The sequence below is a fragment of the Gordonia sp. UCD-TK1 genome (genome assembly GCF_001691435.1).
GTDB lineage: Bacteria > Actinomycetota > Actinomycetes > Mycobacteriales > Mycobacteriaceae > Gordonia > Gordonia hongkongensis.
Window position 1 is genome coordinate 1 of sequence record NZ_LZMP01000050.1, and the last position, 12,008, is coordinate 12,008.

A 12,008-nucleotide genomic window follows, 5' to 3' on the forward strand; every position below is an offset into this window, starting at 1 on the left:
GACCCATGGTCGAACGGACGATTGCCTGGCTCACCCGCGTCGAACGGACGATTGCCTGGCTCACCCGCGGTAACCGGCGGGTGCCCTACCGTGGAATCGAACGCAACAACAACTGGCTGCACCACCGCGCCGCCGCGATCAACCTACGCCGCCTGATCACCCTCGGACTGACTACCACCAACGGCACCTGGACACTGGCCACCGCCTGAACCGCGGCACCGCCGCCCCACCTAGATCGATCACCACGACCACACCCCGGAACCGACACATCCCCGCAGCAGGAACCTCAACCCAGGCTGGACCCTAATTCAGCAGGCTCCTAGGGAGCAGAAGGGCTCAGAGGTCGAGGGTGAGATTCCCGCCGGGACTGCGTGATACGCAGGTCAGCATGGTCCCGGCCGCGCGCTCGGGCTCGGTCAGGATGTTGTCGCGGTGGTCGACCTCGCCGGACAGCGTCCTGACCTTGCAGGTGCCGCAGAATCCCTGCCGGCACGAGTACGGTACCGACGGCTCCACCCGGCGGATCGCGGCGAGCGCCGATTCGTCGGCGGCGACCGGGATCTCCTGACCGGTCGAGGCCAGCGTCACCGTGAACTCGGAGCCGTTCTCCACCGGTGGCGGGCTGAACCGCTCGTAGTGCAGCTCGATGTCGGCGCGTGTCGCGAGATGACGGCGAAGCCCCTCCAGCATGGGAACCGGGCCGCAACAGTAGACGGCGAGGTCGGCGGGGGCGTCGACGGGACCGACCAGATCGGCCATGCTCGGCAGTCCGTGGACGTCGTCGGTCCGGATGGTGACGCGGTCGCCGAACGCGGCCACCTCGTCGAGAAACGGGATCGATTCGGCGGTGCGGCCGGTGTAGATCATCGACCAGTCCAGCCCGAAGCGTTCGGCCGTGGCGAGCATCGGCAGGATCGGGGTGATGCCGATGCCGGCCGCGACGAAGCGGATTCGGCGCGCAGGTGATCCGTGGCTGGGGACCGCGAACGGAAAGGCGTTGCGGGGACCCTTGATCGAGAAGACGTCGCCGATACGCAACGAGTCGTGGACCTCGACCGAACCGCCACCGCCGTCGGGAATCCGGCGCACCGCGATCCGGTAGTGCTCCCGATCCGCGGTGTCACCGCACAGCGAGTACTCCCGCATGCGTCCCGACGGCAACAACAGATCGATGTGCGCCCCGGCGTGCCAGTTCGGCAGCGCATCACCGTCCGCGGCGGCGAGGGTGAGCGCGATGACGTTCTCGTCGCGCGCGACCACCTCGCGTCCGACGATCCGGACCCGGGTGGTCCCGTCGCGCACCGCACCTCGGCGCAGCGGTGACAGCGGCCGCCAGACCGGCCACCACGCCCGGAACATCATGGTGCCGACGGTGAGCAGCGGATCGTGCCGCCAGCGACCGTGCAGGTGCGGCGGTGGTTGCGTGAGCGTTGTCGAATGCGGATGCGCGCGTTGGTTCATGACCCTGCTCTCCCGTCCGCACTCACGCCGCGTTGCGCGCGGCCGGCGAGCTCGCGAGATACGCGACCGCCTGTGCGGTGCTGCCGATGTCCTCCGGCCGGAACCCGGGCCGGAAGTAGCTGAAGGTGGCGAAGACGATCGTCCGCATCTTCGGGAGCACGCCGGCCCGCACCCCGCGGTGGTAATGCCAGGTCTTCTGGAAGTAGTTGTACGACAACGACCTGTCCTGGCCCATGATGAATCGGTAACCCCGCTGGATGAGGATCAACAGGATCGGCAGCACCACGAACATCGCCCGGCCGCGACGCAGATATCCGTCGCCGAAGTACGCGGCGACATCGTGTGCCACCGCGCGGTGCTCCACCTCCTCGGCGCCATGCCACATGAACAGGTCGGTCATCGTGGGGTGCGCCCCGACCCGGGTCCAGGTGTTGTTCAACGCGAAGTCGCCGAGGATGGCGGTGTAGTGCTCCAAAGCCGCGATGAGCCAGAGGCGTTCGACGAGGTGTTTGTCGCGGGCCGCCTGGGTGCCACCCTCCAGCGGGCCGAGCACCTTGCGGAAGATCCACTCCATCTGCAGCTGGTAGGGCCGCGGGTCGATGCCGTGGTGATCGAGGAACTCCCACAGGACGTGATCGTGGGCCTCGGCGTGCATCGCCTCCTGGCCGATGAATCCTCGCATGCGAGAGGCGAGTTCCTCGTCGTCGACCAGCGGCAGGGCCTCGTTGTAGGTCTGCACGAACCATCGTTCGCCCTCGGGCAGGAGGAGATTGAGCACACTGATGAAGTTCGACGCGACCGGATGGCCGGGAATCCAATGCAGCGGGACGTCATCCCAGTCGAATGCCACGTTCCGGGCGTGCAGTTCGACGGGGCCGGGATCGGCCGAAGCGTCGTCGTGTGCGTGATCCTCGGTGTGCGTCATGTGGTTCACCCCGTGACGTTCTGACGGGCGCCGATGCGCGACAGCCACGGCGCGAAGCGGTAGATCCGGTATCCCACCTTCGCCTCCACGGTCACCGGCACCACCGCCTTGTTGTGCTCGATGGCCGCGACGATCTCACTTGCGGCCCGGTCCGGCGTGAACCCCCGGCGCTGGTAGAACCGGTCGAGCCGATCGCGGCGTGCTTGTTCGGTCTCGGCGTCGAGGCCGGCGATCGGCGTCGAGGAGACGATGTTGGTGTCGACGAGCCCGGGACAGATCGCACTGACGCCGATGCGGTGTTCGGCGAGCTCGGCGCGGAGCGACTCGGAGAAGAGGAGGACGCCCGCCTTCGACGCCGAGTACAGGCCGAGGCTGCGTGACGGCGTGARCGCCGCGGCCGACGCGATGTTGACGATGTGCCCGCCGACCCCGCGCTCGACCATCTGCCGGCCGAACTCCCGGCTGCCGGTGACGACGCCGCGCAGGTTGACGTCGAGGAGCCGGTCGACCTGCTCGTCGGTGGCCGCCAACACCCCGCCGGCCAAACCGATTCCGGCGTTGTTGACCACGATGTCGGGAATGCCGTGGGTCTCTCGGACGCGAGCGGCGAAGGTGGCGAACTCGGCGGTGTCCGAGACGTCGAGGAGGTAGGCGTGCGCGGCCGACCCCGCGGCCTTGCAGGCGCGGGCGGTCTCGTCGGCGGACGCGAGGTCGAGGTCGGCCAGGACGAGCTCGCACCCGCGTTCGGCCAGTGCCAGGGCCGTCTCGCGTCCGATGCCGCTGCCCGCACCGGTGATCACGACGAGTTTGTCCGCCAGCGGTTTCGGTTCGGTGAACAGGCGAGCCCGCTCGATGACCGGGGCCGGGGCTCCACTGTTGGTCTGCACCGCAAGGAAATCCAGGACGAGATCGGTCAGATAGTCGGGGTGGGTGTAGGGCAGCCAATGTCCGGTCGGGGTGTCGCGGCGCCAGAGTTTCGCGACGTACGTCGGCGTGATGTCGTAGATGGCCGGCCGCAGCGCGATGTCGCGTTCGTTGACCACCTGGAGCACCGGCACCGTGGTGGTCCGCGGATCGGGCCGCAGGAGTTTGGCGCGGATGTTCGCGCGGTACAGGGCGAGGCCGCTCACCATGTCGCGGCGCAACGAGTCGGCGACGTCGACGTTCTCCGGTGGCGTGCCCTCGACCGCGCGCAGGAACTGTTTCCACACCGCCGGATTGCCCATCGCGCGCAACAACACGTTGGGGAGCACCGGAAGCTGGAACAGCCCTGTGTAAGCCGACGACATCGACTGCGCGAGCACATTGCGCAGGTGTCGAGGGGTGGGGCTGGCGACCTGATCGCGGACGAACTGACCGAGGTGGTCGAGGTTGGGGCCGGACACCGAGACGAATGAGGCGATGCGGGCGTTGGCGCGCGGGCGGCTGACGGCCTCCCATGTCTGCACCGATCCCCAGTCGTGTGCCACCACGTGTACGGCGTCGTCGGGACTCACCGACTCCGCGACCGCGTACAGGTCGTCGGCGAGCTCGTCGAGGCGGTAGGCGGCGACCTGCCGGGGGCGGTCGCTCTCGCCGAAGCCGCGGCAGTCATAGGCGACCACGTGATACTGCTCCGCCAGCCGCGGCGCGATGTGGGTCCACAGGTGGTGGGTGTCCGGCCAGCCGTGCACCAGCAGCACCGTCGGTGTCGACGGATCGCCCAGCTCGTAGGTGGCCAGCCGGATCCCGTTGTTGCTGACGGTCCCCGGACGCCACTCGGGTCGTCGAATCGCCTGTTGAGCCATCTGTCACCTCGTTGTGTGTGCCCCGCCGATGGAGGTACACGTTACCAACGGTTACACAAATGTCCAGACCCCGGAAAAGCAGTGAGGGCCCGGTCGGATGACCGGGCCCTCACCAGGGACTTCTCGCGGAACTCCGCGGGATCACTGTCGATACGACGACAGGAAGTTGCCGATCCGCTCCACGGCCTCGGTCAGATCCCGGGACCACGGCAGCGTGACGATGCGGAAGTGGTTGTGGTCGTCGAGGTTGAACCCGGTGCCCTGCACCACCAGGATCTTCTCCTGCAGCAGCAGGTCCTGGACGAACAGTTCGTCGTTGTGGATCTCGTAGATCTCGGGATCGAGGCGGGGGAAGGCGTACAGCGCGCCCTTGGGCTTGACGCAGCTGACCCCGGGGATCTCGTTCAGCTTCTCCCAGGTCACGTTCCGCTGTTCGTACAACCGGCCGCCAGGGGAGACGAGGGCCTCGATGGACTGGTAACCGCCGAGGGCCACCTGGATCGCGTGCTGGCCCGGCACGTTGGCGCACAGGCGCGTCGACGCCAGAATGCCCATGCCCTCGATGAACCCGCGCGCGTGGTCCTTCGGTCCGGTCATCACGACCCACCCGGCGCGGTAACCGCAGACGCGGTACGCCTTCGACAGACCGTTGAAGGTGAGGCACAACAGATCCGGCGCCAGCGACGCCACGTTCACATGCTCGGCGTCGTCGTAGATGATCTTGTCGTAGATCTCGTCGGCGAGGATCAACAGCGAATGCTCACGGGCGAGTTCGACGAGCTGCTCGAGGACCTCCCGTGAGTAGACCGCGCCGGTCGGATTGTTCGGGTTGATGATGACGATCGCCTTGGTGCGGTCGGTGATCTTCGCGGCGATGTCGGCGACGTCGGGGTTCCACCCGTTCTCCTCGTCGCAGCGGTAGTGCACGGGCTGCCCGCCGGACAGAGAGGTCATCGCGGTCCACAGCGGGTAGTCGGGCGCCGGGATCAGGACCTCGTCGCCGTCGTTCAGCAGCGCCTGCATCGTCATCGTGATGAGCTCGGACACGCCGTTGCCCAGGATGACGTCGTCGACGTCGAAGTACGGGAAGTCGGGGATGAGCTCGTAGCGGGTCACCACGGCACGACGCGCGGACAGGACACCGGCCGACTCGGAGTAGCCCTGCGCGTAGGGGAGGGCGTGGATCATGTCGCGCATGATCACGTCGGGGGCCTCGAAACCGAACAGCGCCGGGTTGCCGATGTTCAGCTTGAGGATTCGATGGCCCTCCGCCTCGAGCCGCTGCGCGTGCGCGTGGACGGGACCGCGGATCTCGTAGCACACGTTCTGCAGCTTGAGCGACTGCTCGAGCGGCTTGAGGTTCTGGTTGAGGTGCGAAACATGGGGCCTACTCACGGGTACATTGTCGCAGCCGGTGGCAAATGCGTTTCTGGCGCGTGTCGAAGCTGAGGTCACCCGAAACGAGAGATGTCGTCTTTCGTGGCGATGGGCGCCACGAAAGACGACATCTGTCTGCCTTGCTGAGAGTTCTACTTGTGGCCGGGCCGCTTCTTGCCGGCCGCGATGCCGAAGCCCTTGGCCTTCGACGCCCCGGTCTCGGCGACCGTGCGAGCGGCGGACGAACCGTTGCTCGACGCCGCAGGCGCCGCCTCTGTGTCGGCGTCGTCTGCGTCGCCCGCGGTCTCGACCTCGGCCGTCTCCGCGTCGTCGGCCTCTGTTACCGGAGCCTCGGCGGCCGGGGCCTCGTTCACAGGCGCTTCGGTCGCTGCGGCCTCGGCTGGTGCCTCCTCGGCCTGCGGGGCCTCGGGTTCTGGCTCAGCCGATTCCGGAGTCGGAGCAGCTGCCGGTGCGGCCTTGCTCGCGCCGCCCGGTCGCTTCTTGCCCGCGGCCATGCCGAAGCCCTTGGCCTTGGCCGGCTTCTCCTCGGTCAGCACGGCGGCCGAGCCGCCCTGCGGTGCCTCGGCGGCTGGAGTCTCAGCAGCCGTAGCCTCGGCAGCCGGTGCCTCGGCGGTCTCGGCCGGTTCGACTTCCGCCTCGGGAGCGGGGGCGTCCGCAGCCTCGGCAGGTGCCGCGGCCGGCTTGGCCGCGGCCTTGCCGATACCGCCGGGCCGCTTCTTGCCCGCGGACATCCCGAAGCCCTTGGCCTTGCCGGGCTTCTCTTCCGTTGCCGCAGCAACGGGTGATTCCGTCGCCGATCCCGCGGTAGCCGACTCCGCTGTCGTCGTTCCCGCTGTCGCCGAAGCCGATTCCGTGTCCACGGTCGGGGCGGCGTCCGGGGCCGACTCGCTCTCGTCGACCTTGCTCTCGGCGGGCGCGGTCACCCCGGCGGCGGGGGCCGCCGCGTTGGTGGTCTTCTGACCCGGGCGCTTGGCCTTGCCCATGCCGAAGCCCTTGGATGCGGGCTTCTTCTCGGCCTGCGGCGTCTCGGTGGTGGCCTCGGCGACCTCCTCCTTGACCGCCTCGGACGACTCGGCCTCGGCCGGCACCGGCTCGGCGGTACCACCGGCGGGCTTGCTCGCGGCACCGGGACGCTTGGCGCCGCCCTTCATGCCGAAGCCCTTGGCTGCGGGCTTCTTCTCGGCGGGTGCCTCGGCTGCGGTCTCGGCGGCTGCCGGCTCCGGGGCGGCCGACGCCGCTGCGGCACCGGGCTTCTTGCCGCCCTTCATGCCGAAGCCCTTCGATGCCGGCTTCTTCTCGGCGGGTGCCTTCTCGGCGGGTGCTTCCGGTGCCGCGGTCTTGGCCGCCGCGCCCGGCTTCTTGCCGCCCTTCATGCCCAGGCCGACCTTCGGCTTCGGCGCGGCCTCGGTGGCCGCGGCCGACGCAGTCGCCGCCGCGGGCACCTTCTCGGGCTCGGGTTCCGGCTCCGGTTCGGCGAGGGTGGGACGCGGTCCGAGGAACCGGCCGCCGAGTTTGACCTCGGTCCGGTCGCGCTTCACCGATTCGAGCAGCAACTGCGCGACGTCGACGACCTCGACCTTGCCCTCGGACTCGGTACCGCTCGTCCGGGCGGTGACACCGTCGGTGAGCATGACGCGGCAGAACGGACAGCCGGTCGCGACCTTCTTGACCTGATCGCCGGTCGTGTCGCCGAGCGTGTCCAGCGCCTCGTCGACCCGGTCGATGTTGATCCGCTTGCCGATCTGCTCTTCCATCCACATCCGGGCGCCGCCGGCACCACAGCACATGGACCGTTCGCCGTGACGCGGCATCTCGGTCAGCGTCGAACCGGCCGCACCCATCAACTCACGCGGTGCGTCATAGACCTTGTTGTGACGGCCCAGGTAGCACGGGTCGTGGTAGGTGACGCCCTCGCCGAGCGGTGCGACGGGGACGAGCCGCTTCTCGCGCACGAGACGGTTCAGCAGCTGCGTGTGGTGGACGACCTCGTATTTCGCGCCCAGCTGCGGGTACTCGTTGCCCAGCGCATTGAAGCAGTGCGCACAGGTGACGACGACCTTCTTGCGCTGCTCGGGCGCGGTCGCGAAGACCTCGCCGAGCATCTCGATGTTCTGCTGCGCGAGCATCTGGAAGAGGAACTCGTTGCCGGCGCGTCGTGCGGAGTCACCGGTACAGGTCTCGCCCTCGCCGAGGACCATGAAGTTCACCGCTGCCATGTCGAGGAGCTCGGCGACGGCCTTGGTGGTCTTCTTCGCGCGGTCTTCGTAAGCACCGGCACAGCCGACCCAGAACAGGTACTCGAAGCCCTCGAACGACTCGACGTCCTTGCCGAAGACCGGGATCTCGATGTCCATCTCGTCGATCCAGGCGGTGCGCGCGGAGGCGTTCTGGCCCCACGGGTTGCCCTTGTTCTCGAGGTTCTTGAACATGCCGGCCAGCTCGGTCGGGAAGTCCGACTCGATCAGGACCTGGTAGCGGCGCATGTCGAGGATGTGGTCGACGTGCTCGATGTCAACGGGGCACTGCTCGACGCAGGCACCGCAGGTGGTGCAGCTCCACAGGGTCTCGGTGTCGATGACGGCACCGAGCGCCTCGGGATCGAACTCACCCTCCACGGCTTCGACGACCTGACCGCCGCCGAGATCGCCCTTGGACTCGCCGACGAGCTTGCGGGCCGCCTCGGCACGCGCCGATTCCGGGATCGCGTTGAGCTTGTCCTCGAGGACGTTGCCGTCGGCGTCGACGAGGCCTACCTCGTCGCCGCCCATGTCCTTGCGGCCACCGGCGAGCAGGTACGGGGCCTTGGCGTTGCCGTGGTCGCGCAGCGACATGATGAGCAGCTTCGGGCTCAGCGGCTTGCCGGTGTTCCACGCCGGACACTGCGACTGGCAGCGGCCACACTCGGTACACGTGGTGAAGTCGAGCCATCCCTTCCAGGAGAAGTCCTCGATCTTGCCGGCGCCGAACGCGTCGACATCGGGATCGGCGGTCTCCATGTCGAGGACCTTGCCCTGGCTCATCATCGGCTTCGCGGCACCGAGGGCGACGCCGCCGTCCTGCTCGCGCTTGAAGTAGATGTTGAAGAAGGCCGAGAAACGGTGCCAGGCAACGCCCCAGCTGATGTTCATGCCGACCATCGCCAGCCAGACCATGCCGCTCATCAGCTTGATCACGGCGAAGATCGACACCAGGGTCGGCGAGGCCGGGAGGATCTTCGCGACCTGCATGGTGAAGAAGTCGGAGTAGGCGTTCGCGTGGCCGTAGGTCGCGATCTTCGACGCCTTGACCAGGATCATGCCCAGGCCCTCGAGCAGCACGATGACCTCGACGAAGTAGGCCGGTCCGAAGCGCGAACCGCCGAAGCGCGACAACCGCTCGGGGACGCGCGGGTGGTTGAGCTGGCGGATCACGATCAGCACGATGATGCCGACGACGGTGGCGATGCCGAGGAGTTCGTCCCAGAGGTGCCACGCGAAGGTGTCACCGAAGACGGGCCAGTGGAACTCCGGGTTGATGGACTGTCCGTAAGCCTCGAACCACAGCAGGAATCCGCCGAGGAAGCCGACCATCACGAGCCAGTGCGCCCAGCCGACGGTGCGGAACTTCACCATGCGCGTGTGGACGATGAATTCCTTCATCATCGTCAGGAAGCGCGGGAGGATGGGCCAGAAGCGGGAGCTGTCGACCTTGTGCCCGAGCTTGATGGTGCGGAAGATCCGCACCACGCCACCGAGGAACAGGTACCAGCAGAGGAGGCTGATCACCGCGGCTGTCGTGCCGATGGCAATCGTCGTGGTAGTCACGGGCGCGTACCGGCCTTTCGTCTAGGTCGTCCGCCCCCGGTCGCGGAACGCGAGGCTGGGTACCACGGGGCGGTGTACTACAGGTAACCGTAATTCGTTGCGCCACCGGCGCGCTGCCAAGGCTGGCCTAATTACGCTGGTCTACCTCATATCCGATGATACTCGCGAGTAACTTACTGTCGAGTCAGGGTGTCCGAGGCCACGTCCGGGCCGCGGGTGCCCGGAGACGTCACCGGGTTCGCGCGACCTTCTCGAGTTCTTCCAGCGCCGTGTCGAGGTGCGTGAGCAGGCGTTGCAGGCTCGGGAGCTGGGCCCGGGCGCCGATCAGCCCGAAGTTGATGTGCTCGGCAGTGCTGGTCACGGTGATGTTGAGCGCGAGGCCCTGCGTCGGGATGGAGACCGGGTACACGCCGTCGAGGCGGGCGCCGTTCCAGTACAGGTGCTTCGACGGCCCGGGGACGTTGCTGATGATGATGTTGAACTGCGGGGGGACGTACTGGACGAAGCCGGGCACGGTCGCGAAGGCGAGCGGCGCGAAATTCGCCGCTCCCAGCGCGAGCGCCTGCAGCGGACGAAGGCCCCGGACCACCGACTTGCTGTGGCGCGCCGACTCGACGAGTTTGTCCAGGCGGCGTTCGGGATCCGGCTCATCGGTCGCGAGACTCACCAGGATGGCGGTCACCGCGTTGCCGTCGTCATCGCCGTCGGTGTGCATCGACACCGGCACCGCCGCGATGAGCGGGGCGTCGGGCAGGGCGTCCTGGTCGATGAGGTACGACCGCAGGGCTCCTGAACACATCGCGACGATCACGTCGTTGAGGGTGATGTTCCGGGCATCGGCCACTGCCCGAAGACGGTCGATCTCCCACTGCTGCGAGGCGAATCGGCGGGCGCTCCCGATCGCGACGTCGAGAATCGTGCGCGGGGCCCGTCCAAGTGGGGCGACGAACTCCGGGTCGCGGAGGCCGGCCACCGCGACCTTCGCGGCCGCGGGCCCGAGGCCGGCGACCTGGCCTGCCACGTTCGCCAGGCCGGACACCCGGCTGCGCAGACTCGGCGAGGGGCGCGGGGGTCGACGCTCGACCAGCGCCGGGTCCCAGGGTGCAGTACCCGACCGGTCGTCGGGGTCGTCGGACAAGGTCCGCTGGAGCAGGCGCAACGCGGAGACGCCGTCGACGACGGAGTGGTGGATCTTGCTGTAGAGCGCCACCCGGCCGTCGTCGAGACCCTCGATGACGTGGATCTCCCACATCGGTCGGAACCGGTCCATCAGGGCCCCATGGTTGAGGGAGACGTATCGCAGCAGCTCGCGGACGCGGCCGGGGCGGGGGAGCACGGTCCGGCGGACGTGGTAGTCGAAGTCGATCTCGTCGTCGAAGGACCACGCCACGTTGCCCAGCAGGGTCACCGGGACCGCCGGCCGTTTGCGGAAGGTCGGATGGACTTCGGTGCAGCCGCAGAACGCTTCGATGATCTCTTCGGCGAGTTCGCTCGACGATTGTCCTTCGCGCGGTACGAACAGTTGGAGTCCGCCCACGTGCATGGGCTGCTCCCGCGTCTCGGCGAGGAGGAACATCGACGAGGTGACCGGCATGTACGGCATCGCACCATCACTTTCACACCACGAAATGGATGCGCGCACAGGCTGAGCGCGACCGAGGTCCCCTCAGTATCACGGAGCGACTGCCGGGTCGGGGCTCGAATGGGCATGTTGGGAGTCGGTCCCCCTACGTTGTAGGGGTGAGGTCAGGTGCTCGTCTCGTCGTACCGGTGCTGATGGTGCTGGTCGAACTGTGGATCACCCTGGCCGTCACCTGGATGTACTTCTCGTCGGTCGGCAGGATCGACGACGCGACGGCGCCGGCCCGCCGGTCCACGCTGCTGGTGCTGGGTTCCCTCGTCTACGACGACGGCTCGCCCGGCGACTACGTGCGAGGCCGGCTCGACACGGCGCTGGAGCTGTACCGGTCCGGGGGAGTGGACCGGATCATCAACTCGGGCAACGGTTCCGAGGAGGCCGGAAACGAACCCGCGGTGATGCGAAGCTATCTCGAGGAACGTGGTGTCCACCCGCGGGCGATCGTCGACGACCCGGCCGGCCTCGACACCGCGGCGAGCTGCCGACGCGCCCGCGAGGTGTTCGGCGTCGACGAGGTGGTCATCGTGACGCAGAATTTCCACCTGCGCCGTGCCATCGCGTTGTGCCGCGACCAGGGCGTCGACGCGCGCGGTGTCGCGGCCCGATGTGACTGTCCCGCCTGGACTCTCGCCCGGAACCACGTCCGCGAGACGGTGTTCGCCGGGCCGCGGGCGATGCTGACGGCGGTCGGGTGACCCTTCGTGGCTCGTCGCTATCGCTCCTCGCACCTAGTAATAGCTGGAAGGGCTGGTAACTGGGACATCCTCCTGATGTGGTCATAAGGGGCTTGGTTATCCCAACCACAAAAGGAGGATGTCAATGTCTAAGGCTAGTCGTTTGAGTCGTGGAGACAAGCGTCGCAACGATCGGTTGAGCAAGTTCCGGGGCATCGTGCGCCGTGACTACGCGGTCGCAGCGATTGATCTGGCGTCGAAAAAGCAAGTTGTCGCTGTGGTCGATCACGACTCCCGCATCGTGGCGCGCAGAACTTTTCA

General features: G+C 67.7%; 8 protein-coding genes. 2 read left to right on the top strand and 6 right to left on the bottom strand.

Features of this window, described 5'->3' with window-relative positions; genetic code table 11:
- Positions 1-209: transposase (locus A9310_RS21100; protein ID WP_175401187.1), on the top strand; the 209-nt coding region annotated here is incomplete at its 5' end.
- Positions 210-336: 127 nt separating this feature from the next.
- Here A9310_RS21100 and A9310_RS21105 read toward each other — a convergent pair.
- From A9310_RS21105 to A9310_RS21130, 6 genes are all read right to left on the bottom strand, one after another.
- On the bottom strand, positions 337-1,461 hold the full coding sequence (locus A9310_RS21105) for a PDR/VanB family oxidoreductase (RefSeq protein ID WP_065632251.1): 1,125 nt from the start codon (positions 1,459-1,461) through the stop codon (positions 337-339).
- Between the two features lie 22 nt (positions 1,462-1,483).
- Positions 1,484-2,386 (bottom strand): metal-dependent hydrolase, encoded by a 903-nt coding sequence (locus A9310_RS21110; RefSeq protein WP_058249928.1) that lies wholly within the window; start codon positions 2,384-2,386, stop codon positions 1,484-1,486.
- 5 nt (positions 2,387-2,391) lie between these two features.
- Positions 2,392-4,173, bottom strand: coding sequence for an SDR family oxidoreductase (locus tag A9310_RS21115; protein ID WP_065632252.1), 1,782 nt, complete (start codon positions 4,171-4,173; stop codon positions 2,392-2,394).
- 141 nt (positions 4,174-4,314) lie between these two features.
- On the bottom strand, positions 4,315-5,568 hold the full coding sequence (locus tag A9310_RS21120) for a pyridoxal phosphate-dependent aminotransferase (RefSeq protein ID WP_004022424.1): 1,254 nt from the start codon (positions 5,566-5,568) through the stop codon (positions 4,315-4,317).
- Between the two features lie 134 nt (positions 5,569-5,702).
- Entirely contained in the window at positions 5,703-9,374 is a 3,672-nt protein-coding gene (locus A9310_RS21125) for a (Fe-S)-binding protein (RefSeq protein ID WP_065632253.1), read from the bottom strand.
- 229 nt (positions 9,375-9,603) lie between these two features.
- Positions 9,604-10,977: a wax ester/triacylglycerol synthase family O-acyltransferase gene (locus A9310_RS21130; protein ID WP_058249642.1), complete on the bottom strand. Its 1,374-nt coding sequence runs from the start codon at positions 10,975-10,977 to the stop codon at positions 9,604-9,606.
- Between the two features lie 173 nt (positions 10,978-11,150).
- On the opposite strand from A9310_RS21130, the gene A9310_RS21135 reads away from it, so the two are divergent.
- Positions 11,151-11,708: a vancomycin high temperature exclusion protein gene (locus A9310_RS21135; RefSeq protein ID WP_065632254.1), complete on the top strand. Its 558-nt coding sequence runs from the start codon at positions 11,151-11,153 to the stop codon at positions 11,706-11,708.
- Positions 11,709-12,008 lie beyond the last annotated feature (300 nt).

What these genes read in the sequence shown, in the direction of transcription:
- A9310_RS21130 (WP_058249642.1), bottom strand. Translation starts at nt 10,977, where the DNA reads ATGCCGTACATGCCGGTCACCTCGTCGATGTTCCTCCTCGCCGAGACG.
- A9310_RS21135 (WP_065632254.1), top strand. Translation starts at nt 11,151, where the DNA reads ATGGTGCTGGTCGAACTGTGGATCACCCTGGCCGTCACCTGGATGTAC.
- A9310_RS21105 (WP_065632251.1), bottom strand. Translation starts at nt 1,461, where the DNA reads ATGAACCAACGCGCGCATCCGCATTCGACAACGCTCACGCAACCACCG.
- A9310_RS21110 (WP_058249928.1), bottom strand. Translation starts at nt 2,386, where the DNA reads ATGACGCACACCGAGGATCACGCACACGACGACGCTTCGGCCGATCCC.